Raw genomic sequence first — 24,466 nt, forward strand, 5'->3', positions numbered from 1 at the left:
GATTTATAAGGAACACATCATGTTTGACCTGTCCGGCCGCAAGGCCCTTGTTACCGGCGCCACAGGTGGCATTGGCGAAGAAATCGCCCGTATGTTGCATGCGCGCGGCGCCATCGTCGGTCTGCACGGCACCCGTGTCGAGAAGCTGGAAGCGCTGGCCGCCGACCTTGGCGAACGCGTCAAGATCTTCCCGGCCAACCTGTCTGATCGCGATGAGGTCAAGGCGCTCGGCGAGAAGGCGGAAGCCGATCTCGAAGGTGTCGACATCCTGGTGAACAATGCCGGCATCACCAAGGACGGTCTGTTTGTCCGCATGTCGGATGCCGACTGGGATGCTGTCCTGGAAGTGAACCTCACCGCCGTTTTCCGCCTGACCCGCGAACTCACCCACCCGATGATGCGCCGCCGCTATGGCCGCATCATCAACATCACTTCCGTTGTTGGCGTTACGGGCAATCCGGGCCAGGCCAATTACTGCGCATCCAAGGCCGGCATGATCGGCTTTACCAAATCGCTTGCCCAAGAAATCGCGACCCGAAACGTGACGGTCAATTGCGTCGCGCCCGGCTTCATTGAAAGTGCCATGACCGGCAAGCTCAATGACAAGCAGAAGGAAGCGATCATGGGGGCAATCCCGATGAAGCGGATGGGAACGGGCGCCGAAGTTGCTTCCGCAGTTCTCTATCTTGCTTCAACAGAGGCATCTTACATGACCGGCCAGACGTTACATGTGAATGGTGGCATGGCGATGATTTAAGCGGGGAGGGTCCGCGCGCAAGCCTTGAGCAATTGCATGTTGAGCAAGGTGAGGCTGTGATTTTCTGGCTTTGCGCCGCGCACAAACCGTGTTAAGCGGGCCTTGACTGTAAGAAGTCGCTCTGACTTATGAGGCATGGCTTATGCTCTTGTAGGTAAAGCAAGTTCTAGGTCGGAGCCAACGGGTTTGCCAGTGAGGAAGAAAATCCATCACCGGCGTTAATGCAGGGTAGGGAAGCCATTACGGCAGCCCTGAGATTTTAAGAAGGTCGAGGAAACCGACATGAGCGATATCGCAGAACGCGTTAAGAAAATTGTAGTTGATCATCTCGGCGTTGACGCTGACAAGGTTGTCGAAGGCGCGAGCTTCATCGACGATCTGGGCGCTGACTCGCTCGACACCGTCGAACTCGTCATGGCTTTCGAAGAAGAATTCGGCGTGGAAATCCCGGACGACGCTGCTGACTCGATCCTGACTGTCGGCGATGCCGTGAAGTTCATCGAGAAGGCCCAGGCCTAATCGATTGCAATTCTGCGGAAGGGGCTTCGGCCCCTGTTCCGCTTGGGCCCGCGCTTCGCGGGCCTTATTGTATGAAGAATGAGTATTGGCATGACTTCGGTCATAACCGCGGGGTGGACTACGGGCGATGAGACGTGTCGTTATCACCGGTACCGGCATGGTATCTCCTCTGGGATGTGGAACAGAAGTGACATGGCAGCGGCTTCTGGCAGGCCAAAGCGGTGCACGCCTGGTCACTGAATTCGAGGTCGAAGATCTTCCGGCGAAGATTGCTTGCCGCATCCCAACCGAGGGCGAAGGTGCTTACAGCGCCGACGACTGGATGGAGTTGAAAGAGCAGCGCAAGGTCGATCATTTCATCATTTACGCAGTTGCCGCCGCCGACATGGCTCTGAAGGATGCCGGCTGGGAGCCTAAGACGGACGACGATCAATGTGCGACCGGCGTGCTGATCGGCTCCGGCATTGGTGGCATCGAAGGCATCGTTGAGGCAGGCCATATTCTGCGCGACAAGGGACCACGACGCCTGTCGCCGTTCTTTATTCCGGGACGCCTGATCAACCTTGCCTCCGGGCAGGTGTCGATCCGCCACAAGCTGCGCGGTCCCAATCACTCCGTCGTGACGGCCTGCTCGACCGGGGCACATGCCATCGGCGATGCTGCCCGTCTCGTCGCGCTCGGTGATGCCGATGTCATGGTGGCTGGTGGTACGGAATCGCCGATCAGCCGCATTTCGCTCGCCGGCTTCGCCGCCTGCAAGGCGCTTTCAACCGCTCGCAACGACAATCCGACCGCAGCCTCGCGTCCCTACGACAAGGACCGCGACGGCTTCGTCATGGGCGAAGGCGCGGGCATTGTGGTGCTTGAAGAACTGGAACATGCCAAGGCGCGCGGCGCCAAGATCTATGCCGAGGTTGTCGGTTACGGTCTCTCTGGGGATGCCTTTCACATCACCGCTCCGTCGGAAGACGGCGATGGCGCTTTCCGCTGCATGACCATGGCTCTGAAACGCGCAGGGCTGACGCCGGCTGATATCGACTACATCAATGCGCACGGTACGTCGACCATGGCCGATACGATCGAGCTTGGCGCGGTCGAGCGACTTGTCGGTGAGCATGCGTCAAAGATCTCGATGTCGTCGACAAAGTCTGCAATCGGGCATCTCCTCGGGGCGGCCGGTGCCGTTGAAGCGATCTTCTCGGCGCTTGCCATTCGGGACAACATCGCTCCTCCGACGCTCAATCTCGACAACCCCGATGTGGAGACCGCAATCGACCTCGTTCCCCACAAGGCCCGCAAGCGAGACATCAACGTTGCCCTGTCGAACTCCTTCGGTTTTGGCGGGACAAACGCGTCTCTGGTCTTGCGCCGCTACGAAGGATGAGTAACCGGCGCCCGGCTTCATGCATTGTCCTGAAGCGCGCGGCTGAATGCGCCTTGGATGACGGCCATATGGCCTTGCTCACAAGGCTTCCATACGCTTAGAAATCGATCAGCGATGCGGGATCACTTCCCGCACGCAAACCCGGATTTTGCCGCATTGCTGGTCGAAAGAACAGCGACAGCGAAACAAAGAAGGATTGCCGGTGACCGACAGCAGCCAGAACGGCGGTAGCCAGAACAACGGAACTCCCTTTGGCCGTGATGCCGACGCGAACGGACAGAAGGGCCCGATCATTCCGAAGTCTCCAACCGAAGCCTTGCGACCGGAAAAGGTTCCCGAACCTCCGCGCCGTTCGCGCAAGGCCCGCAGCCAGCTGGTGATCTTCCTGAATTTTGTAATGACGATGATCGTCTTTGTCATGGTCGCGGCTGTTGCCACGTTCTTCTATGTCATGAATTCCTTCCAGGAGCCCGGTCCGCTGCAGACCAACACCAACTTCACCGTGCGTGAAGGTGCAGGTCTTGCCGAGATTGCCAACAGTCTTGAGCGAAACGGAATTGTGTCCGACGCACGTATCTTCCGTTACGTTACCCAGACCTACAAGCGCGATGCCCGTCGTGACAGCCTGAAGGCGGGTGAATATGAGATCAAGGCCGGTGCGTCCATGAAGGAGATCATGGAACTGCTCCAGTCCGGTAAGTCGATCCTTTACGCGGTGTCCTTGCCCGAGGGGCTGACAGTCAAGCAGATGTTTGCGCGCCTCGCTGCTGATCCTAACCTCGTGGGTGACCTGCCGGCAGAACTGCCTCCGGAAGGCAGCCTGCGTCCGGATACTTACAAGTTCAGCCGTGGCACGACGAGAGCTGAAATCGTCAGTCAGATGATCGCCTCGCAGCAGCGTCTTGTTGAGCAGATCTGGGAAAAGCGTGACCCTGATCTTCCCATTCAGACCATCGAAGAATTCGTGACGCTGGCCTCTATTGTCGAGAAGGAGACCGGTCAGGCTGATGAACGCGCGCATGTCGCTTCTGTCTTCATCAATCGCCTGAACAAGGGCATGCGTCTCCAATCCGACCCCACCATCATTTACGGCCTGTTTGGTGGTGATGGAAAGCCGTCTGATCGCCCGATTTACCGCTCGGACATCCGCAAGGAGACCCCTTACAACACCTATGTGATCCGCGGATTGCCGCCGGGACCGATAGCTAATCCCGGGCGTGCAGCCCTCGAGGCCGTAGCCCATCCGTGGAAGACCGATGATCTTTATTTCGTCGCCGACGGCACAGGTGGTCACGCCTTTGCGCAAACGCTGGAACAGCATAATGCCAATGTGCGCCGCTGGCGTGAGATCGAGGCAGAACGTCGTGAGACGCCTGAGGCGACCCTCGATGAGGCGCCGGAAGTCGACCCGGACGCTGCCAACAACTGATCACGCGCGGAGGGGGCGGCATGACATTGCAATCGATGACGGGCTTTGCCCGCAGCGAAGGATCGACAGGCCGCTACCGCTGGGCATGGGAGTTGAGATCGGTCAACGGCAAGGGACTTGATGCCCGCCTGCGGCTGCCCACGGGCCTTGAGCACATCGAAGCCGATGTTCGGCGCCTGCTCGGCGAGCGTTTGACGCGCGGGAATATCCAGGCAGGTCTCAGTCTTGCCGTTCAGGACAACCAGGTCGAGGCGGTGCTGAACCGTGATGCGCTCAATGCAGTCCTGAAATTGCGGGACGAGCTGGGACCCGAAATCGTCGACCCGTCACCGCTCCGTCTCGACAGCCTTCTCTCCATTCGCGGCCTGGTCGACTTTCGCGAAGCGGCTGATGACGAGGCGAGCGTCCAGCAAAGGGACAAGGATGTTATCGAAGGGCTGAAGCAGGCCGTCGACGCGCTTGTCGCCATGCGTGAAGCGGAAGGCCGCGCCCTAGACGATGTGCTGCGTCAGCACATCAGTCGGATCGAGACATTGGCATTGGCTATCGAGGCAGATCCATCCCGTTCGGTTGAAGAGATTGTCAAGCGCCTCGATGCGCAGGTCAAGGCGCTGATGGAGACCGGGCAGGGCTTTGACCGCGACCGCCTTCATGCGGAAGCAGCGCTGCTTGCAACAAAGGCAGATTTGCGAGAAGAGCTTGATCGCTTGAAGGCTCATGTCGTTGCCGCGCGGGATCTTCTGACCAAGGGAGGTCCCATTGGCCGAAAGCTTGATTTTCTGGCGCAGGAATTCAACCGAGAATCGAATACCATCTGTTCCAAGTCCAATGCGGTCGCCGTGACCGCAGCAGGTATCGAACTGAAGGTCGTGATCGACCAGTTCAGGGAACAGGTCCAAAATCTGGAGTAGAGCATGGCCGCCGCAACGTCAGCATCCGTGAAAATCGCCCGCCGTGGGCTGATGTTGGTCATCTCGTCGCCGTCAGGCGCGGGCAAGTCGACGATCGCCCGCACTCTGCTGGATATAGACAAGCAGATCAGCCTTTCGGTCAGTGTCACGACACGAGCGCGCCGCCAGAGCGAGATTGAGGGTGTCCATTACCGCTTCGTCTCCCAGCGCGAATTCGAGCGCATGCGCGACAGCGACTCCCTGCTCGAATGGGCCGAGGTGCATGGCAATTTCTATGGAACCCCCCGCGAGGCCGTTGAGACGGCGATGGGCGAGGGCCGCGACATGCTGTTCGACATCGACTGGCAGGGTGCCCAGCAGCTGCAGGAAAAGATGTCCGCTGACGTCGTATCGATCTTCATTCTGCCGCCGACCATGGCAGAGCTTCAATCAAGGCTTCATCGTCGGGCCGAGGATAGCGAGGATGTCATTCAGACGCGCCTTGCCAATTCCAAGGCCGAAATCTCCCATTGGCGTGAATATGACTATGTGATTGTCAACGACGACCTGAATACGGCCTTTGATGCAGTTCAATCCATCGTCAAAGCCGAGCGTTTGCGTCGAGACCGTCGCCACGGTCTTTTTGACTTTGTCGAGACCCTGGTCAGCTAGGCTGAAAGGCGAACGAGAACAGGGTTGCGCGTGCAAGCTGTGAGTTCATCGCGACCCCAAGGGGTATTCGCTGTCGTGTGTGGCAGGCAACCTTGAACGGCGTTCCGAACCTGTTGCGTCTCTGGCTCACTTCATCGGAATAATCGCCTATAGGCAAAAGTTGTTATTTTTGTTTGTCTAATGTTTAACCGCCTCAGATTGAACATCACGGTGTCGTGATGGGCAGTTGATCGGGATCATTCATCTGGGCCCGACGGGAGAGTGGAAATGCGCTTGACGGATGTTTCGGTAACATGGCGGCTAGCCATGGCCCTTGCCGTGCCGCTGATTGCTGTGGCCGGACTTGGATATGTGGAAGTTTCCAATACCTATCTGGCCTACGCCCATGCCCGCCACCTTGGGGAGGTGAGCACTGACTTGGGGGTAATCGGGGACGTGGTTCATGCTTTGCAGTCCGAGCGGGCTGAGGTCGTCGGATTGCTCTCCAGCCAGGGCGCCGAACACCGTGCAGAACTTAATGAAGCGATTGAGCAGTCCACGCCCCTTCTCGCGGCCATGCAGAAGGTGATGGCAGACATTCGCGCGGAAAATGATCCCCGGCTTTTGACGCATGAGAAGAAGCTGAACGCCACTCTCGCAACGCTTCCGGACGTTCGCTCTCGCGCTGCTGCCCTTTCGATTTCGAATGCCGATGCCTTTGCCTATTACACGGGCCTCATTCATCAGTTGATGGGCGCGTCCCGCGAGTTTTCGCTTGCCGTTGGTGCCAAGGGCGTTGTCGGCAAGATGATGGCCTATAGCCTTCTGATGAATGCCAAGGAGATTGCAGGGCAGGAACGGGGACTGGGCCACAAGTTCATCGCAAGCGGTCAGATTGACCCTAGCCGCTATCTGGAATTTGTCGGCATGTATGGCTCCCAGAACTCCCTGATTGCTCAATATCTGGAGCTTCTGCCGGACGAAATGCGGGACGACTACCGAAACACGCTGCATACCGATGACTCAGCTGCCGTTGAAGCCATTCGGGCGGCCATGCTGGAAGGTGGTCGGAGTGCCGACCTGAATGGGCTTGATGATCAGGAATGGCTCTTGCGCTCGGCGCGGCGTATCGAGCGACTGAAGGAACTCGAAAACGAGACTCTGGCAAACATCCTGTCGGACAGCAAGGCCATGGCAGATGCGGAATACCAGCACTTGCTCAAGGTCGCCGGTGCCACCAGCATGGCTGTCGTGTTCGCCTCCTTCTTTGGCATCTCGCTGTCGTTGACGGTGGTACGCCCGTTGCGCGCGTTGACCGGCACGATGCACAAGCTCGCAGCCGGTGAGGTCGATGTCGACTTGATCCGGACCGATAGCAAGGATGAGATCGGGCAAATGGGGCACGCTGTTCAAGACTACATAGCTTTGGCCAAAGCACGCATGGAAAAGGAGCGCCTTGATCAGGAGGCGGCCGAAGCCCTGAAGCGGGCCAGCGAAGAGGCGGAACAGCGCGAACGGGCAGCACGTGCGGCTGAAATTGCCTTCGCCGTGGACCATCTCGCAAAAGGTCTTGAAGCACTTGCCGCAGGCAATATCGGTTTCCGCCTTGGTGAACCCTTCGCGGGTCACCTCGATGCGCTGCGCACCAGCTTCAACGGCTCCATGGATCGCCTTTGCCAGATCATGAGCAACATCCGGGCCAGTACGGCCCAGCTGCATGGCGGCTCCCACGAACTACAACTGGCCGCAAATGACCTTGCCAAACGAACGGAGCGTCAGGCTGCTGCCTTGGAAGAGGCGGCTGCGTCGATCAGCCAGATAACGACGTCCATCGAAAGCGCTGCCCAGAGGGCGCAGGAAGCCGGAGGACTTGTCCGCGATGCAACGCTCGCAGCGCAACGCTCGGGGACTGTTGTCGATGAGACGGTCAAGGCGATGCAGCATATCGAACAGTCCTCAGGTCAGATCGGGCAGATCATTTCCGTAATCGACGAGATTGCGTTCCAGACAAACCTGCTGGCGCTCAATGCCGGGGTCGAGGCCGCCCGCGCCGGCGAAAGCGGACGGGGCTTCGCCGTTGTGGCCCAGGAGGTTCGCGAACTGGCCCAGCGTTCGGCCACGGCCGCACGAGAAATCAAGTCACTGATCGTGCGGTCTGCCCAGGAAGTCGATGCGGGCGTCAAACTGGTCGGACAGACGGGTGACGCGCTTCGCGGCATTGAAGATCACGTGCTGCAGATCAATCAGCAGGTTCTGGCAATCGCCTCTGCCGCCAACGAACAGTCGGCAGCGCTCAAGGAAATCAGCCAGGCGGTGGGGCAGATGGATCAGGTGACGCAACAGAATGCAGCCATGGTGGAAGAGGCCAGTGCGGCAACAAGCGGTGTCGCAGCGGAAGCCGATCGCTTGAATGATCAGATCGCGATGTTCAAGCTCCCGGCCACCAATACCGGTAACAGCGCCCGTCAGGCAGCCTGATCAGAGCAGGTTGGCGATCCTGCAGAATTCCTCGACGCTCAGCGTTTCTGCCCGGCGTTGAGGGTCAATCTCCGCTCGGGCCAGCAAGGCCTCTCCGCCAACTGGCTTCAGGCTCTGGCGCAGCATCTTTCGCCGCTGGCCGAATGCAGCCTGCGTTACCTTCTCCAGCCTCTCGGGATCGCAGGGCAGGGGCGTTTCGATCGGCACAAGATGCACGACGGTCGAGGTCACCTTGGGGGGCGGCGTGAACGCCTGCGGCGGGATATCAAAGGCCATATGCGCCTCCGTCCGCCAGCCGCAGAGAACGCCAAGCCTGCCGTAGTGGTTGTCGTCCTGACGCGCCACGATCCGTTGCCCCACTTCCTTCTGGAACATCAGCGTCAGGGACTGCCAGAAGGGCGGCCATTGGCGTGGCAACAGCCAATTGACCAGCAATTGGGTGCCGACATTGTAGGGCAGGTTCGCGATGAACTTGACCGCCTCACCTGGCGCGAGGCTTTCGAAATCCGTCTTCAGTGCGTCGCCTTCAATTACCTCAAGCTGGCCTGGATAATGGTCGGCAATTTCCTTGAGCGCCGGCAGACAACGCGGATCACGCTCGATGGCAATGACCTTCTTCGCGCCCAGTGCCAGGATTGCTCTGGTAAGACCGCCCGGACCTGGCCCAACTTCGATCACCGTCACCCCTTCGAGCGAACCGGCATTGCGAGCCACCTTCTGGGTCAGATTGAGATCGAGCAGAAAGTTCTGTCCAAGCGCCTTCTTGGCGTCGAGACCATGACGCGCGATCACCTCGCGCAGCGGCGGCAAGCCGTCGAGCGCGGCCATCAGGCGACTGCCCGATGACGGGTGGTGATCCGATCAGCGAGACGAAGTGCCTCAATCAGACTGTCAGCACGGGCGACGCCGGAGCCGGCAATGCCGAAGGCTGTCCCGTGATCGGGTGATGTTCGAACGAATGGCAGCCCGAGGGTGACATTGACTGACTCGTCAAAGCCGAGAGCCTTGACCGGGATCAGGGCCTGATCGTGATACATGCAGATCGCAACATCATAGCGGCGGCGTGCCTCGTCGTGAAACATGGTATCGGCGGGAAGGGGGCCAAAGGCATCGATACCCTCATCCCTCAAGTGCCGAATGGCCGGGTGAATGATCTGATCATCTTCCTTGCCAATGCTTCCGCCTTCGCCGGCATGCGGATTGAGCCCGGCTACAGCCAGTCGCGGCGCCTCGATGTCAAAGCGATCCTGGAGATCATGCGCCACGATCCTGCAGGTTTCGATGATGGCTGCCTGAGACAGGGCGGTCGGTACATCTTTCAGGGGAATATGGATGGTGACCGGCACCGCCCGCAACTTGGGTCCGGCAAGCATCATGACCGGTGTGACGGGATTGCCGGTTCGACGCGCTGAAAGGTCCGCCAGAAATTCGGTATGGCCTGGAAAGCCGAAACCGGCCTCGTAAAGAACAGACTTTGCAATCGGATTTGTCACGACGGCACGAATTTCGCCCTTGAAGCAAAGATCAACCGCCATCTCGATGGCCGATATTGTGCCGCGGGCATGCGCGACATGCGGCTTGCCGGCAGCAACATCCACTCCTGTGGGAATTGGGAGAACAGGCAGGGCGGTCTCAAACAGCTTCACCGCATTCGCGACGGTGGATTCCTCGATATTGGCGTCCAGGCCAAGTTGCCGTGCCCGAACGGCGAGCACGGCGGGATCGCCGATATAGACAAATGCAGGCACATTGGCCTCGCGACGCATCACCCATGCAAGCAAGGCGATGTCGGGGCCTATGCCTGCGGGATCACCTTGGGTGAGACCGAGAGCAGCGACGGCATGATTGAACTGGGTCAAGAAAGCCTCGCGGGCACGATCACCGGACTACGATCTGCGCCTTCGAACGCAGTTCTTCGAGATATTTATCCGAATTCTCGTTGCTCCCGGACTGCTCCTTGCCAAGGTCTTCTGCACGGAACACGATTTCGGCAGCGACGTCATCCGACACCTGGCGCTGGTTGCATATCGCCAGATATTCCACACCGCGATCGGTTACCCGGGTCGCTGTTGTTCCATTCTTGGCCTTTTCAATCAGCGGCTTCCACTCCGGCGGCAATTCCGGCTCCATCACACGACCGAGGTTGCGAATGGAGACATCGAGATAATTGCGTGCAAATTCCATGGAACCTTCGCAACCGGGGAATTGGCTGCGAGACTTTTCGGCCTCTGCCTTGCGCCGGTTGGTAATGCCTTTCTTCGAGGCGGGTACCACGAAGATCACCTGCTGAAGGAAGTATTCCGTGGTGACGGGCTTTTCCTTGTTTTCAAGCAAACGCGTGACCAGTTCCTGATTGGTAAGACGGCCTCGTGAGCCTGCACCATAGCGCGCATTGACCAGACGCGGCCAACTCATCGACACGGCGATGAATGCCTTGAAGTGTTCCGCGCCAACGCCGGCCTGATTCAAGACGCCCGTCAACTGGCTGGCCGACAGATTGTTGGACTCGGCAAATCGATTAAAGGCTGCGTCCACCTCCGATACGCTGACGGACATGCCGACTCGGGAAATCTCCTGCCGCTTCAGCGCTTCCTCGATCAGTTCTTCCCTGGCAATGGCCTGAAGATTCCCGCTTCGACGCTGCAGCCGCAGAAAGGCTGCGCGACGATTCACGTCGCTATTGGTAATCGCGGATTTGTTTACAACAGCGACCACCTGAGTTGCAGCTTGCGCTGGCATTGTCGCAGGGGTCGGGCCAATGCTGAAAGACAAAGCAATCACAGTGGCGATCAGAATGTGCTTAGCCTTGTAAACAGAGGCCATCTGTCGTCCTTTCCCTCCGGCAGCGAGTGGCTGACGGATGTGTGTCGTCTCAATTTCGTTGCTTGGCCGAGAAATTGCACAATCCATACGGCAAAACAATGGCCCTGCGATCACGCTATTGCGTTCCAAGCTGTATGTCACCCAGGGTCCGGAAGGTCAGGCGACCCATGACCGTCCAGTCATTCGCGGTCTTATTGGCCGGATCATAGGTGTCCGAATAGGAGATCGACAGGACCGTGCATTCATCGGCATAGGAGATACCGATTGCCCGACTGCTGAACTTGTTTGCGTCGATATCATAATTCACGCCACCAAACACCGACCAGTACTCGCTGACCTTCAGGGATGAAGACGTCGAAACGGACTGGTTGTCGTTCGTGAAGCCGTATTGCGGTTGAGCTTCAAGCTGCGTGAATGTCACGCTTGCCTGATAGCGGTCCCGCGAAACCGATGCACTGACGTCTGTGCGGCGCAGTTCCAGGGACTTTTCGTCAAGCCTGACGCTGGTGCTCAATGAAAGGCCCATCGGTGTGTCGAGGCCGGCCATCGCAACAAAATCCGAGACATCCGTTTCAAGTCCGGAATTCACACCGATATTGAGAAGGTCGGATGTCGCAAAGGAGTTCACACCACCGATATGGTAGGACTGCCCCAGCAGAGCGCGCACACCGAAGCCATTGTCGAAAGTTCCGGTGTAGCGGACACCAAGATTGGCCCTTGTGCCGCCTTCGACACGATCGAAGCCTGAGAACTTGTCGCGCTGGAACAGGTTTGTCGCATCGAACACGAAGCTTTGAGCGTCTTCGTTCGGCAGTGAGCCTGCAAGCTGCTCATTGTTGCGCACGAAGATCTGCCCGATCGGCTCAATGATATGGCTGCTGTTGTTGGTCGTGATCAGCCACGGATAACGCGCCTCGAGGCCCGCCGTCATCATGTAGCGTGTCTCGCCATTCTCGGTCGTGAAGTTGCCGGAATAGCCAACAGGTCCGTCATCGATCGCAAGTCCGAACGCATCGCCCCGCGCGGCAAGAATTGGCGTGAGTTCGAGGCCACCGGGCGCAATGAAGCTCCGTTCCCATTCGAGTTCACCGGTCAGACGGTTCACATTGCCCTTCACGCCATAATAACGTGTCAGGTCGTTCACGCCGTCCCGGTTCGTATCAATCCCGACAAAGTCGGTGCTGAAGCGAGACAGTGACGTGAAGTTCAAAGTGCCTGAAAGCTGGCCGCCGAAGATCGGTTCCGGCGCGTAATAGCTGTAATCGAGAACAGGCATAACCGTCGCCTGCTTCTTTTCGGCTGTATCGTTGAGATCCGCATCCTGAACATCGAAATAGTAGCCGCGGATGTCAAAGAAATTCCGCTCGCCAATCCCGGTCAGGTAGACCTGGTTGGTGTTCGTGGATGCGCTGTGACCTTCGATTTCATAAGTCTTGGCGAAGTTATTGTCGGTCTGGAGCATCAGATCCCAGCCGAATGCCCAGCGGGGATTGATCTTGAAGTCACCCTTGGTGGCCACCATGCCGCGGAAGTCACGGTTCGAATCACTCGTATTGGCCGAGAACCGATCCGAGTTCATCTGGTTGATGCCGGCAAAACGCAAATTCGCATCGCCCGTTTCAAACCGCTGGCGAATTTCTGCTTCCAGCAGCACGCCCTGAGAGGTGTAGCCGGTCGCTGTGATGGTGGCGTCGCGCGTGTTGGAAATCGCGATATAATAAGGAACCGAGATGCCGAAGCCGAGGTTTTCCGTGGTCTTGAATGACGGGAAGAGGAAGCCGGTCTTCCGCTTCACGGTGTGATCGGGAACTTCGACAAAGGGCAGGACAGCCAGGGTATGGCCGAAGAGCTCGAACCGGGCCTTTTCCAGCCGGATCGTCTTCTTCTGGCCGTCCTGGATCACCCGCTCTGCCTTGACCTGCCATAGTGGCGGCCGTTGGGGGTTCTCGGCGCAGGGCAGACACGCGGTATAGACGCCGCGGTTCAAGATCATCTGATTGCCGGCAACACGCTCCGCAGATTCTGCGGCAAGACGTGTGTTGTCTGTCGTCTCGACCCGCAATGCACTGACAAAGCCGTCTGAGAAATTGTCGGTCACGTCGAGTGAGTCCGCATAGATGCGGTTTCCGGTCGGCTCGATCAGTTCGATGTTACCAGACGCAATCACGCGCCCACTTGCCTGGTCATATTCGACCCGACGGGCGACCATTTGGTAGCCGGCATAGTTGATCTGCACGGCACCGGTCGCAACAACGCGATCCTGATCGCGATCATAAACGAGTTCATTGGCCGAAAGCAGCAGTTTCTGGTCTTCGGTCGTCTGGGGGAGAGGAGACGTCAAAGAATTGGATTCCTGCGCGCGTGCCTCTGGTGCGGTTGCAAGCAACGCACACACAGCAACGCCGGTCAGCAGGGCTCCAACGAGCCTTCTGATATTCTCGCGGTCACTTGCCGCCACTAACCATCCTCCTTGTGAAGCAGAATCGTTGCCCCCAGAGCCATGGCTACGACAACTGGGACCCAAGCCGCAATATACGGTGGCACAACACCGCTGCTTCCGAATGCTTTGACAAGCACTGTGGCAACATAAAGCACGAAGCCCGAAACGATTCCACCAAGAATCACAGTTCTCGACTGGTTAAATCGGCTAAATTTGATGGACACGGTAGCAGCGATGAGGGTCATGGCAACGAGAAGAAAGGGCAGGGCGAGCAGCGTATGCAACTGCGTCTCCAGTGCCTGGGTTGGAATCCCGAAGGATCGGGCAACTTCAATTTTCTGAAAAAGATCATAAAAAGCAACGGTTTCGGGCTGAGTCAGTCGCTCCTGAACGAAGTCCTTTCGCAAATTTGTCTCAACCCTCGCTGTGGCGAGGCGTTTCTGGACCTCTCCGGGTCGTGTCTCCAGGACATCGGTAAGGAGCCAGTAACCATCTTCCAACTTTGCCGACGCTGCGTCCTGTCGCAAAGTGATGCGCCCTTCCGCATCAAAGTAGATGAGGATGGTGTCGACCAGCAGCGTCCCTTCCTCAAGGACGGTCTTTGCACCGATAACGACATCCGTGCTGCCGCTGATCTGACGAAGCCACGGCACGGTCAAGGTCGTTGTTCTTGCTTCGCCTCGCCAATTGGCCTGGATTTCAAGAGCCTTGCTCTGTCCGTAAGCCGCAAGTGGATTGATGATCAGGGTCGTTGCGATGCCAACGAGTATAGCCCCCAGCACAAAGGGTATCATGAACTGCCAGGCCGAAATGCCGGCAGCGCGCGCAACAACAAGTTCAGACTTGCGGTTCAGGCCGATCAGCGTGGTCATGCCAACAAAGAGACCGATGAAAGGGACGGTCTGCTGGAGGATCAGTGGCAGACGCAAGGCCGTCAGCGCGAGAGTTCCTGTCACGGTCGCGCCGGGCAGTGAGCCAAAACGACCCGAGGATTCGGTGAAATCGATCAGAAAGACGATTGAGACGACACCAAGAAAGAACCAGAAGGCCGTCAACAGATAGCGCTTCAGGAAATAGCCACCGAGAGTCCAGATCATGGCGAACCTCCTTGCTGCCCCGCCAGTCGATCCGTCGTCATGCGCCGAATGTTCGACAGCATCTGCGCCAGCAGATTGGACACGGGTCTGGGGAGTCTCGGGCGCTTACCAGTCATCAAACTGAACACGCAGACAACGATGATGCCGATCGGCAAGAGGTAAATCAGAAGCGTCAGGTTCGGTTGGCGCTCAGCCAATGACACCGTGTAGTTCGACAGGCCGAAGAGCGCAAAGCCGGACACCAGCGATCCGACCATGGGGTGCACCCGGGCCTCTCGATGTGAGCGTGCGTCCCCGCAGATGACCAATGCGATGAGGGCAAAGGCGAGAGGAAACAGCCAGATACTCAGGCGCCGATGTAGCTCGGCATGGAATCTTTCGGGTCGTTCGCGATATTGCGGCTCATCCGGATCGGGGTTCAGCAAGAATGTCAGATCCCTGTCGCGGTAGGACAGGCTCGCCTGACCGCGGTTGGCAGTCAGCTCGGAGAGGTCGAAGGAATAGGAGTCGAACCGAATGACGGTAACATTGCCTTCAAGCGTCTTCCGCTGCACTTCGCCGTCATGCATGAGCAGCGCATCGCCACCCTCCTCAACCGCGCCCTCACGCGCGTAATAAATGAAGGATGAGTTCGGATCCCGCGAATCGGCGACCAGCAATCCTTTCAGGATACGGCCCTGACGCTCGGAGATCTGGACATAGAGCCCCTCACCCAACTGCCGGAAGGACTTCTCTTCAATCACCGTCGACAACAGGTCGGCATAGGCTGATGCGATCATCTCGCGAACACCAACACGGACCTTAGACTCGACGAAATTGACCATGAAGAATGAAAAGATGCTGAGCAGAATCGCGAGTCCAACAATTGGCCTTGCGATGATGCCACGAGGCGCACCGGCGGCATCGATGACTGCCAGCTCTGAATCATTGTTCATCGTCGTCAGGGTCTGGGTGATGCCGATCACCAGCGCAAAAGGCAGGACCGCGGAAACGAGAGTCGGCAGGATCAGTGTCGCCAGCATCATGAACGAACCGACCGACTGGCCACTATCCGTGACCAGGTTGATCCGCTGCAGAACCTGTGTCGTCCAGATGATCGCCAGAACGGGCAACAGCGCCGTCAGAAACATCTGGACTACCCGTCGCAGTATGTAGCGTTCAAGAAGCTTCATTCCGAGTCCTGTAGAAGACGCAGTCGCATCCCCACCGATTGAGCATGCCGTTCTCTACGATGCTTGTGACCATTTGGCGACCTTCGGCGAGCGCTTTTCCGCATCGGCGCTGTGCACTTTTTCAAAAGGCGCGATATTTGCAACACGCTCTCGGCGCTTCTGGGGCGATCATGAAGGACGTGATGAATCAATTGCAGGCAGATTGATTTTGCTCGCACTTCGCCCTTGCATTGACGGATTTGAAATGGGCATGATCGCTTCGACTTTTCATGACAAGCGTTCAAGGACAGATCATGGCCTCCAAGCTTTCCATCAGCTTCACCAAAACACACACTCTGAAGTCGGGACTGGCGATCCTGCTTGTCGGACAGGGAGGCACCAAACCGGCGGGGGCTTCCGAAGCTGATCCTGCCTCGGTCTTCGAGCGCGCGGCAAAGGTGAGCAAGTTTACCGGCAAATCGCTGTCCACAATCGATATTGTCGCTCCCTATAATTCACCGGCAGACCGCATCGTCGTTCTTGGACTGGGCAAACAGGAGGACATGACGGCGCATGACTGGCTCACAGCGGGCGGCACGGCCGCTGCAGCAATCAAGGGGGCCGAGCATGTTGCGGTCTATCTCGATGCTCCGGATGTGCCCTTAACGGCAAAAGCGGCTGCCGATTTTGCTCTCGGCATGATCCTGCGGGCCTACAAGTTCGACACATACAAGACGACCAGGAAGTCGGACGACGACGATGCCAAGACAGCGGACAAGACAATCAAGGTCACCCTCGTCACTGAGGAGGCCTCTGCAGCGAAGAAAGCCTTTTCCGATGCCGAGGCCGTTGCCGATGGTGTCATCCTGGCGCGCAATCTCGTCAATGAGCCTGCCAATGTGCTGGGTCCCGTTGAGTTCGCCGACCACGCAAGACAACTGGAAAAGCTGGGCGTCGATGTGGAGATCCTGACAGAGAAGCAGATGGCAGATCTCGGCATGCGGGCGCTTCTGGGCGTCGCCCAAGGATCTGTTCGCCCCCCGCGCCTCGCCGTGATGCAGTGGAAAGGCGGCAAGTCGAAGGACAAGCCGCTCGCTTTCATTGGCAAGGGCGTGGTCTTTGACACCGGCGGAATCTCGATCAAGCCAGCCGGTGGCATGGAGGACATGAAGGGCGACATGGGCGGGGCCGCTGCCGTGATCGGTCTCATGCACACGCTTGCCGCCCGCAAGGCGAAGGTCAATGCTGTCGGCATCCTCGGACTTGTGGAGAATATGCCGGATGGAAACGCCCAACGCCCCGGCGACATCGTGACGTCGATGTCGGGTCAGACGATCGAGATCATCAATACGGATGCCGAGGGCCGGCTCGTTCTGTGCGATGCCCTCTGGTATTGCAATGACCGCTTCAAACCACGTCTGATGATCAATCTTGCGACTTTGACCGGAGCGATCATGGTTGCTCTTGGTACGCAGCATGCCGGTCTCTTCAGCAATGATGATGAACTGGCTGAAAAGCTTCTGGCGGCGGGCCTGGCATCGAACGAGCGACTGTGGCGCATGCCGCTTGGCAAGGACTACGACAAGCTGATCGACAGCAAATTCGCCGATATGAAGAATACCGGAGGGCGCAATGCCGGCTCCATCACCGCAGCTCAGTTTCTCAAGCGGTTCGTCAAAGACACTCCCTGGGCGCATCTGGATGTGGCTGGAACGGCAATGTCCTCGCCGTCTGATGAAATCAATCAGTCCTGGGGGTCCGGTTTCGGCGTTCGACTGCTTGATGAACTGGTCAGGTCCAATTACGAGGGCTGAGGTCTGTGCTGGAGAAAGCCCTTGGCTGAGGTTCTTTTTTACCACCTGACAGAATCCAAATTGCAGGACGCGCTGCCGCCTTTGCTTGAGAAAAGTCTGGAGCGAGGTTGGCGGGTTGCGGTCCAGGGCGGCGATGCCGACAGACTGGCGTCGCTCGATGCCCATCTGTGGGTCTATCGTGATGACAGTTTCTTGCCGCACGGTCTTGATGACACAGACCATGCGGCTGAGCAGCCTGTTTTGTTGACACTATCGGATCAGAACCGCAATCAGGCGACCGTGCGCTTCCTCGTTGATGGAGCAGCGCCACCAACGAGCCTTGAATACGACCGGGTGGTTTTTGTCTTTGATGGTTATGACCAGTCACAGGTCGAGGCGGCGCGCGGACACTGGAAACAGCTCAAGGCCGATGGCCATCAATTGACCTATTGGCAGCAGACGCCAGAAGGACGGTGGGAGAAGAAGGCGTAAGGTCGCTGCAGTTGAAGCTCATTGCGCCTCAGCCGGCCATTGCCTCCTCATACTCGGCCGACAGTTCCAGCCACTGTTCTTCCGCGTCTGACAGCTTTGCGGCAGCCTCGCCGCGCTGTTTTGCCTTTTCGGCGGCTTTTGCTGGGGTCTTCTCATACAGAGCTGGATCGGCCAGCTCCCTGTCGAGCGCTTGAATCAAAGTCTCCAGCTTTTTCGTCAACGTCTCGATTTCGTTGATTTTTTTCTTCAGTGGCGCAAGGCTTGCACGCTTGTCCGCAGCCGCCTTGCGCTGCTCCGCCTTGTTGACCGTGTCGGCGCCGCTGTCGCTCTTGTCCTTCTCAACCGGCTTCTTGCCGGATGCGATTATCAGCGAGCGATACTCCTCCATATCGCCGTCGAAGCTTGTCACCGTGCCGTTGTTGACCAGCCACAGCCGGTCGACGGTCGCCTCGATCAGGTGGCGATCATGGCTGATCAGGATGACGGCGCCCTCGTAGTCGTTGAGTGCCTCGATCAGTGCCTTGCGGCTGTCGATGTCGAGATGATTGGTCGGTTCGTCGAGGATCAGGAGGTTCGGCGCGTGGAAGGCCGCAAGCCCCATCAGCAGACGTGCCTTCTCGCCCCCGGACAGGTCCTTCGCTGCCGTTTCCATCTTCTCGGTCGCAAGCCCCATCTGGGCCACACGGGCGCGCACCTTGGCTTCCGGCTCTTGGCTCATCAACCGGCGGACATGATCAACGGGGCTCTCGTTCGGGATCAGGTCGTCGAGCTGATGCTGGGCGAAGAAGCCGATTTTCAGATTTGGTGCCGTTTTCAGTTCTCCGCCCTGCGCCGCCAGCCGGTTGGAAATGAATTTGGCGAAGGTTGACTTGCCGTTGCCGTTCGAGCCGAGCAGGGCAATGCGGTCGTCATTGTCGATCCGGAGATTGAGGTTCTTCAGGATCGGTTTGCCCGGCTCGTAACCCACCACGCCGCCCGAGATCGCAACGATCGGCGAGGCCGGCTGCTTTTCCGGCTTCGGGAAGGTAATCGGATGGACATGGTCCTCGATCACGGCGGCAACCGTGCCCATCCGCTCCAGCGCCTTGATGCGGCTCTGGGCCTGCTTGGCCTTGGTCGCCTTGGCGCGGAACCGGTCGATGAAGCTTTGCAGATGCTTGCGGGCGGCATCGTTCTTCGCCTTGGCCTTCATCTGCAATTCGTCGTTCTCTGCCTTCTGACGCTCGAAGCTGTCATAGCCGCCGCGATAGAAGGTCAGCTTCTTCTGGTCGAGATGGATGATGGAGTTGACGGCGGTGTTCAGAAGGTCGCGGTCATGGCTGATAATAATCACGGTATGCGGATAGCGCCGTACATAGTCTTCAAGCCACAGCGTGCCTTCGAGGTCGAGATAGTTGGTCGGCTCGTCGAGCAGCAGAAGGTCCGGCTCTGCAAACAGCACCGAGGCAAGCGCCACGCGCATGCGCCAGCCGCCAGAAAAGGACGAGGCCGGGCGCTGCTGTGCCTCATGGTCGAAACCGAGGCCGGACAGGATGGTCGCCGCGCGCGCCTCGGCTGAATGGGCGCCGATATCGGCAAGCCGCGTCTGGATCTCGGCAATGCGATGCGGATCCGTGGCCGTCTCGGCTTCCGCGAGCAGGGCCGCCCGTTCCTTGTCGGCGGACAGGACGATGGAGATCAGCGACTCTTCCGTGCCCGGTGCTTCCTGGGCGACCTGCCCAATCCGGGCATTTTTCGGGATCGAGATCGAGCCACTCTCGGCGGCGAGATCGCCGGTGATGATGCGAAACAGCGTCGATTTTCCGGCACCATTCTTGCCAACAAGACCCGCCTTCGTGCCTGCTGGCAGCGAAACACTGGCGTGGTCAATAAGCAGGCGTCCTGCAATACGGGCGGAAACATCGGATATCGTGATCATGGCCGGGTTTTGGCCGATGTCCGTTCCGAACGCAAGCGGTCACTTTATCACGCTGCCTGCCGCGATCCCGAACGATGGCCGATGATCGGCTGCCGGGGATTGGTGGCTGCCAGATGCATCGCCGCGCTTGCCAGTTCCAGAAGTTTCAACGGATCGGCTGCGTCATCGCTCTGGGCATGTCCAATCGCCAGCGACAGGCCTCCCGTATGTTGCGTCTGATGCTCTGTCGCAAAGACCAGATTGTTTTCTGCAGCCTCGTAGAGACGCTCGGCAATTGCATGGGCGTCATTGGCATCGACATCGGCAAACAGGAAGCCGAAGGAGCCCATGTCGATCCGGGCAATTCGATCATTCTTCTTGATGGTCTTGCGAAAGATGGCAGAAAGCCGTTTCAGGATCTTCATCACTGCCTCGTCACCATATTGGTGTTGCAGCCCGGTCAGATCCGGAATTTGTACAAGAACGAGAGCGTATCCGCTCGGACTTGCCTCCTCGCTGTAGACGGCATCCAGTTGATTGAGGAATGCAGCCCGATTGGGCAAGCCCGTCAGGCGATCCTTGAGCATCATGGTCTTGGCCGTCTGGCTGGCGGCCTCTGCTTTCGCGATCGCCGAAATGCCAGCTTCCATTTCCTCGCCCAGAAGCGTTTCTGCACGGATCAAGTCGGTGGCCGACGCCGACAGGAAATCAAGTTCAGCCAGGAATTCCGCCAGGCTCTGTCCCTCGTCCTCTTTCACAGCCCTGACAATTGTCTCGACGGCGCGCACGAAAGTCCGCTTTTGGATGAGACTGAGCGACACCTGATCGCGCAGTCTTGAAACACGCGCAAGAACTTCTCCCTCGAGCCGTTCCGCCGTCATGCCGCAGTGACCTGGAAGTCGATAGCGAAGGCCAAGCTGGTCGAGCGCATTTTGACTTGGATGCGGTCCCAGACCAGCCAGTTCTCGCGCCAGTTCGGCGTTTCCGGCGGTCAGAGCTTCATGGACCAACTCGAAATTGCGAGGCAGGGGAGCCATGTGATGACGTGTCATGAAGCCTGCAATCTTGTTCATGCTATCAGAGCCGGTCGGACCGACACGCTGTGCCGCTGATCGGTGATTGCTATCCATGGTTTCGCCCCCAATTTCGTTTTGACGCTGTGTCAGAAACGGAACCATTGGCGAGATGTTTGTGAAAAGCGTTAACCTGGTGGTTTGAAGCCAATTTCGGTTAACCGATCATTGGAGTGCACCCCGTTTCACCGGACATGTCGGCTAGTTTGATTTAGCCCTGATGAACTGCCGTGGAGAAGCCATCTTGAGCGCGGAATGGGGATGGATTTCGTTATAGTCCTCGATCCATCCGTCGATGAGCCGGAGCGCTGTTTCGGCGTCCGGTAGAGCTGAGATGCGGATATAGTCCCGCTTCAAGGTTTTGACGAAGGCCTCCGACATGCCGTTCGACTGCGGACTGGCCACCGGCGTGAAGCAAGGCGTCAGATTGAGCGCCTGGGCAAACAGTCTCGTGTCCCTCGCGGTGTAAGCCGAGCCATTGTCCGAGAGATGCTCTATTGCGTGCGGGGCTCTCGTTGCTGCGAAGCGCTTCTCGACCGCCTCCAGCATCATGTCGCGCACGTCAGAGCCGGAGATGCCGCCGTTGGCGACCGCCGTCCAGGCGATGATCTCGCGGTCGAAGGCGTCGATGATGAAGGCAAGACGAATGACCTCGCCATTCCAGCAGGTGAACTCCAACCCGTCCGAGCACCAGCGCAGGTTCGAGCGCATGACCATCACCTTGCCGTCATGGAGGCGGCCCTTGCGAACGGCGGTGTGCTTCTCCAGCAGCATGGCGTGGTTGCCCATGATGCGATGAACCCGTTTGGCGTTGACGACAGGCTTATCGGCGGCTCGCCTCTCGCGATTGAGGAGCGCGGTGATCCGCCGATAGCCATAGGTTGGCCTTTGATCCACCAGCCTGCGGATGATGGGCAAGAGGTCTGCATCCTCGGCCTTGTGATAGGAGCGACGCGGCTTCGATCTGCCTTTCAGCCGCTCGATCAGGTTGGAACGGGATACGCCAAGCGTGTCGGCGACTGATTTCATCGGGAACCGTCCTTCGGCAACAAGATCGGCCGCGATATCCGTTTTTTTGAGTCTGCTTTGGACAAGGCTTCGCGGAGAATTTCGACCTCCATCGTCTTGCGACCGAGCATGCGCTCCAGCTCGCGGACACGATCCTCCAGCTTCTTCACTTCCGAATTGCCGACAACCGGCTCGTCCGAATCCACGGCTGCAGCACCTCCCTCACTCAAAAGCCTGCGCCACCGGTAAAGCAGATTGGGCGCGACGCCATGGCGGCGAGCGGCCGAAGACACCGTCTCGCCTGGTTCGAAACTCTGCTCGATGATTGTCAGCTTCTGCTCGGTTGTCCAGCGCCTGCGGCGGACATCACCCGTCAGCAATTCAACATGTCGATACTCGTTAGACATAAGCCTGTCCTCAAGCCCGTGCTTGAGCCTTTCTGCTTATGCCGACTGTCCGGTCGAAATGGGGGGCAGTTCAGGTTAACCGATCATGTTCAGATATATTGCAATTACAAGTTATGTCGTAGTGCTAAAATTCGAGTTTTCGTTAATCTGATATTAGCCCTGCTTCACCTAGGATTTGTGACATGGGTCACTGGTCGCGCAAAAAGAATCCGGCGTGTCGGGTGATCCGGGCACCTGGGGGAAAGCGGTTACTGTGGTATCGGTTCGGACGGCGATAGCGGCCTATTTCTTGATGACATTGCTGCTTCTGATCGGGGTGATTTCTCGCCCCGACGGCTCTTTCGTACTGGTCGTGACAAGCCCCTCAGGCGATGCGGCAGAGAACATGGCAGTGATTTCAGAGGCGGGCGGCGCGTTCGTCTGGGCGGGTCGCTATCCCTGGATCTCGGTCGCGCAGTCTGACGAACCTGGTTTTGCAACAAGGTTGTCGAAGGCCGGTGCCTACCTGGTGCTCAATCATAGTCTGGCAGTTGGCTGCCTTGAGGGATAACGGAAATGAACGAACTGCAGAAACTTAGGGAAAAGGCATCGATCGGCATCGTGGCGCTGCTTTGGGTCAATTTCGGCCTGATAGTCGTCCGCAACCTGTTGCGACCAGAAGGGATGGACTGGTTCTCCCTCGTTGCAACAGCACTGGTATTGGCGCCGGCGATGTTTGCATGGATGCAGGACCGCACAGGTCAGACAACACGTATCCTGACGTCGATTGCCCATGCGGCAACCGTTGCCATTCTCGTTTACCTGTTTTCAGGCAACGGGCTGCAGATCGACATGCACATGTACTTCTTTGCAACGCTCGCGTTGTGCGCTGCCTGGATCGACTGGCGCGCAATCATTGCCTATGCAGGCCTGGTGGCCGTTCACCATCTGGTCCTCTATTTCGCCATGCCCTTCGCCGTTTTCCCGGGTGAATCGGACTTTTCGCGCGTCATGATCCACGCCGTCATTCTGGTGTTGCAGGCCGGCGTCCTGATCACGCTGACTGCCGCTGTCGTCCAGGCCTTCATGGCTTCGGACAGGGCGGTGACAACTGCAACAGCCGCACGCGAAGAAGCCACCTCCATGGCCGACCATGCCAAGCGCGCTGACGAGGCTGCACGAGTTGAACGCGAGCAGCGCGAAGCTGAGAAGACTGCTGAATCGCAAGCCATCCAGACGGCAGTCACGGAACTTGGGCTGGTGCTCGGCAAGCTTGCCCAGGGCGACCTTTCCTGCCGCATCGAAAAGCCGTTCCCCGGTAAGCTTGACGAGTTGCGCACCTCCTTCAACAGTTCCGTTGATAATCTCGAGGCCGTCATCGGTCAGGTCGGCCAGGTCGCGCAGACCATCCGTCATGGTACCGCGCAGATCGGTCACGCCAATCAGGATCTCTCGGCCCGAAGCGAGCGCCAGGCGGCGTCGATCGAAGAAACCGCCAGTGCCCTTTCGGGGATCGCAACCACGGTCAAGCAAACGGTGCAGGTTGCCGAGAATGTTGGCCGCATGGTGAGCGACGCCCGTACGGGCGCCGAGCGCTCGGCGTCCATCGTGACCGAGGCGGTCTCCGCCATGAGCGCCATCGAGCAGTCATCCCAGTCGATCTCCAGCATCATCGGTGTCATTGACGAGATCGCCTTCCAGACGAACCTTCTGGCACTGAACGCCGGCGTTGAAGCCGCACGTGCCGGTGAAGCGGGCAAGGGCTTTGCCGTCGTCGCGCAGGAAGTGCGCGAACTCGCCCAGCGCTCAGCCAATGCCGCAAAGGAAATCAAGGCTCTGATCAGCGCCTCTGGCGAACAGGTCCAGCATGGTGTTTCTCTGGTGGACCAGACCGGCGAGGCATTGAGCAAGATTGCCAACGAGGTCAATTCCATCAGCGACCAGATCGGCAAGATCGTCGATGCAGCCCGCGACCAGTCGTCCGGGCTTGCCGAGATCGACGCCGCGATCGGCCATATCGACCGCAATACGCAGCAGAACGCCGCCATGGTTGAAGAGTCATCGGCTGCCATCCAGCAGCTGGTGCAGGAGACAACCAATCTGGATCAGTTGATGGCGAGATTCGCCGTTCGCTCACCAAGCGCCGCCACACGTCGCGCCGCCTGACCGAACCCCTCCAAATCATCGAAAGCCGCCAC

20 protein-coding genes are annotated in these 24,466 nt (G+C 58.3%); 11 read left to right on the plus strand and 9 right to left on the minus strand.

Going from position 1 to position 24,466, the window contains the following annotated elements:
* Positions 1–19: 19 nt before the first annotated feature.
* The 7 genes from fabG (at position 20) to FE840_RS10885 (ending at position 8,108) form a co-directional block, all read left to right on the plus strand.
* Complete coding sequence (fabG, locus tag FE840_RS10855; RefSeq protein WP_138288041.1) at positions 20–757, plus strand: 3-oxoacyl-[acyl-carrier-protein] reductase; 738 nt, start codon at positions 20–22, stop codon at positions 755–757.
* 282 nt (positions 758–1,039) lie between these two features.
* Positions 1,040–1,276, plus strand: a complete 237-nt coding sequence (locus FE840_RS10860) for an acyl carrier protein (protein ID WP_027675866.1) — start codon at positions 1,040–1,042, stop codon at positions 1,274–1,276.
* Between the two features lie 127 nt (positions 1,277–1,403).
* A complete protein-coding gene (gene fabF / locus FE840_RS10865) occupies positions 1,404–2,660 on the plus strand; it encodes a beta-ketoacyl-ACP synthase II (RefSeq protein ID WP_138288040.1) in 1,257 nt (418 codons plus the stop codon).
* Positions 2,661–2,856: 196 nt separating this feature from the next.
* Positions 2,857–4,089, plus strand: coding sequence for an endolytic transglycosylase MltG (mltG, locus tag FE840_RS10870; protein WP_171033736.1), 1,233 nt, complete (start codon positions 2,857–2,859; stop codon positions 4,087–4,089).
* Between the two features lie 20 nt (positions 4,090–4,109).
* Positions 4,110–5,000 (plus strand): YicC/YloC family endoribonuclease, encoded by an 891-nt coding sequence (locus FE840_RS10875; protein WP_138288038.1) that lies wholly within the window; start codon positions 4,110–4,112, stop codon positions 4,998–5,000.
* Between the two features lie 3 nt (positions 5,001–5,003).
* Positions 5,004–5,651, plus strand: coding sequence for a guanylate kinase (gene gmk / locus FE840_RS10880; protein WP_138288037.1), 648 nt, complete (start codon positions 5,004–5,006; stop codon positions 5,649–5,651).
* Positions 5,652–5,918: 267 nt separating this feature from the next.
* The gene (locus FE840_RS10885) at positions 5,919–8,108 is read left to right on the plus strand and encodes a methyl-accepting chemotaxis protein (protein WP_138288036.1); all 2,190 of its coding nucleotides are present in this window, start codon (positions 5,919–5,921) and stop codon (positions 8,106–8,108) included.
* On the opposite strand, the gene rsmA is transcribed toward FE840_RS10885, so the two are convergent.
* From rsmA to FE840_RS10915, 6 genes are all read right to left on the minus strand, one after another.
* A complete protein-coding gene (gene rsmA / locus FE840_RS10890) occupies positions 8,109–8,936 on the minus strand; it encodes a 16S rRNA (adenine(1518)-N(6)/adenine(1519)-N(6))-dimethyltransferase RsmA (RefSeq protein WP_138288035.1) in 828 nt (275 codons plus the stop codon).
* Positions 8,936–9,967: a 4-hydroxythreonine-4-phosphate dehydrogenase PdxA gene (gene pdxA, locus FE840_RS10895; protein WP_138288034.1), complete on the minus strand. Its 1,032-nt coding sequence runs from the start codon at positions 9,965–9,967 to the stop codon at positions 8,936–8,938. The genes rsmA and pdxA overlap by 1 nt, the downstream gene beginning before the upstream one ends.
* 19 nt (positions 9,968–9,986) lie before the next feature.
* Entirely contained in the window at positions 9,987–10,931 is a 945-nt protein-coding gene (locus FE840_RS10900; RefSeq protein ID WP_138288033.1) for a SurA N-terminal domain-containing protein, read from the minus strand.
* A 115-nt stretch (positions 10,932–11,046) separates the two neighbouring features.
* Positions 11,047–13,389, minus strand: coding sequence for an LPS-assembly protein LptD (locus tag FE840_RS10905; protein ID WP_138288032.1), 2,343 nt, complete (start codon positions 13,387–13,389; stop codon positions 11,047–11,049).
* Positions 13,389–14,468 carry an LPS export ABC transporter permease LptG gene (lptG, locus tag FE840_RS10910; protein WP_138288031.1) on the minus strand — a complete coding sequence of 360 codons (1,080 nt, stop codon included), beginning with the start codon at positions 14,466–14,468 and terminating at the stop codon, positions 13,389–13,391. Before lptG ends, FE840_RS10905 begins: the two co-directional genes overlap by 1 nt.
* Complete coding sequence (locus tag FE840_RS10915; protein WP_138288030.1) at positions 14,465–15,640, minus strand: LptF/LptG family permease; 1,176 nt, start codon at positions 15,638–15,640, stop codon at positions 14,465–14,467. Before FE840_RS10915 ends, lptG begins: the two co-directional genes overlap by 4 nt.
* A 293-nt stretch (positions 15,641–15,933) precedes the next feature.
* On the opposite strand from FE840_RS10915, the gene FE840_RS10920 reads away from it, so the two are divergent.
* A complete protein-coding gene (locus tag FE840_RS10920) occupies positions 15,934–17,433 on the plus strand; it encodes a leucyl aminopeptidase (RefSeq protein ID WP_138288383.1) in 1,500 nt (499 codons plus the stop codon).
* Between the two features lie 21 nt (positions 17,434–17,454).
* Positions 17,455–17,904: a DNA polymerase III subunit chi gene (locus FE840_RS10925; RefSeq protein WP_138288029.1), complete on the plus strand. Its 450-nt coding sequence runs from the start codon at positions 17,455–17,457 to the stop codon at positions 17,902–17,904.
* A gap of 28 nt (positions 17,905–17,932) precedes the next feature.
* On the opposite strand, the gene FE840_RS10930 is transcribed toward FE840_RS10925, so the two are convergent.
* The 3 genes from FE840_RS10930 to FE840_RS10940 all read right to left on the minus strand — a co-directional run bounded on the left by FE840_RS10930 (position 17,933) and on the right by FE840_RS10940 (position 22,289).
* Positions 17,933–19,822, minus strand: a complete 1,890-nt coding sequence (locus FE840_RS10930) for an ABC-F family ATP-binding cassette domain-containing protein (protein ID WP_138288028.1) — start codon at positions 19,820–19,822, stop codon at positions 17,933–17,935.
* 47 nt (positions 19,823–19,869) lie between these two features.
* Complete coding sequence (locus FE840_RS10935; RefSeq protein WP_138288027.1) at positions 19,870–20,931, minus strand: GGDEF domain-containing protein; 1,062 nt, start codon at positions 20,929–20,931, stop codon at positions 19,870–19,872.
* Positions 20,932–21,075: 144 nt separating this feature from the next.
* Positions 21,076–22,289, minus strand: a protein-coding gene (locus tag FE840_RS10940) for an IS3 family transposase (protein ID WP_138289831.1) whose coding sequence is annotated in 2 segments (ribosomal slippage) — positions 21,076–21,953 and positions 21,953–22,289 — 1,215 coding nt in all. Because the reading frame shifts where the segments join, the coding sequence is not laid out codon by codon here.
* Between the two features lie 214 nt (positions 22,290–22,503).
* Here FE840_RS10940 and FE840_RS10945 point away from each other — a divergent pair.
* Together FE840_RS10945 and FE840_RS10950 are read left to right on the plus strand one after the other, a co-directional pair.
* On the plus strand, positions 22,504–22,839 hold the full coding sequence (locus tag FE840_RS10945; RefSeq protein WP_171033796.1) for a hypothetical protein: 336 nt from the start codon (positions 22,504–22,506) through the stop codon (positions 22,837–22,839).
* A gap of 5 nt (positions 22,840–22,844) precedes the next feature.
* On the plus strand, positions 22,845–24,434 hold the full coding sequence (locus tag FE840_RS10950; protein WP_138289037.1) for a methyl-accepting chemotaxis protein: 1,590 nt from the start codon (positions 22,845–22,847) through the stop codon (positions 24,432–24,434).
* The last annotated feature ends 32 nt before the right edge of the window (positions 24,435–24,466 follow it).

The sequence above is a fragment of the Peteryoungia desertarenae genome, from assembly GCF_005860795.2.
Lineage (GTDB): Bacteria > Pseudomonadota > Alphaproteobacteria > Rhizobiales > Rhizobiaceae > Allorhizobium > Allorhizobium desertarenae.

Bases quoted from the DNA above. Each gene is read 5' to 3' on its own strand.
- fabG (WP_138288041.1), top strand. From the start codon at position 20: ATGTTTGACCTGTCCGGCCGCAAGGCCCTTGTTACCGGCGCCACAGGT.
- FE840_RS10860 (WP_027675866.1), top strand. From the start codon at position 1,040: ATGAGCGATATCGCAGAACGCGTTAAGAAAATTGTAGTTGATCATCTC.
- fabF (WP_138288040.1), top strand. From the start codon at position 1,404: ATGAGACGTGTCGTTATCACCGGTACCGGCATGGTATCTCCTCTGGGA.
- FE840_RS10875 (WP_138288038.1), top strand. From the start codon at position 4,110: ATGACATTGCAATCGATGACGGGCTTTGCCCGCAGCGAAGGATCGACA.
- gmk (WP_138288037.1), top strand. From the start codon at position 5,004: ATGGCCGCCGCAACGTCAGCATCCGTGAAAATCGCCCGCCGTGGGCTG.
- FE840_RS10885 (WP_138288036.1), top strand. From the start codon at position 5,919: ATGCGCTTGACGGATGTTTCGGTAACATGGCGGCTAGCCATGGCCCTT.
- rsmA (WP_138288035.1), bottom strand. From the start codon at position 8,936: ATGGCCGCGCTCGACGGCTTGCCGCCGCTGCGCGAGGTGATCGCGCGT.
- FE840_RS10900 (WP_138288033.1), bottom strand. From the start codon at position 10,931: ATGGCCTCTGTTTACAAGGCTAAGCACATTCTGATCGCCACTGTGATT.
- lptG (WP_138288031.1), bottom strand. From the start codon at position 14,468: ATGATCTGGACTCTCGGTGGCTATTTCCTGAAGCGCTATCTGTTGACG.
- FE840_RS10915 (WP_138288030.1), bottom strand. From the start codon at position 15,640: ATGAAGCTTCTTGAACGCTACATACTGCGACGGGTAGTCCAGATGTTT.
- FE840_RS10920 (WP_138288383.1), top strand. From the start codon at position 15,934: ATGGCCTCCAAGCTTTCCATCAGCTTCACCAAAACACACACTCTGAAG.
- FE840_RS10930 (WP_138288028.1), bottom strand. From the start codon at position 19,822: ATGATCACGATATCCGATGTTTCCGCCCGTATTGCAGGACGCCTGCTT.
- FE840_RS10935 (WP_138288027.1), bottom strand. From the start codon at position 20,931: ATGGATAGCAATCACCGATCAGCGGCACAGCGTGTCGGTCCGACCGGC.
- FE840_RS10950 (WP_138289037.1), top strand. From the start codon at position 22,845: ATGAACGAACTGCAGAAACTTAGGGAAAAGGCATCGATCGGCATCGTG.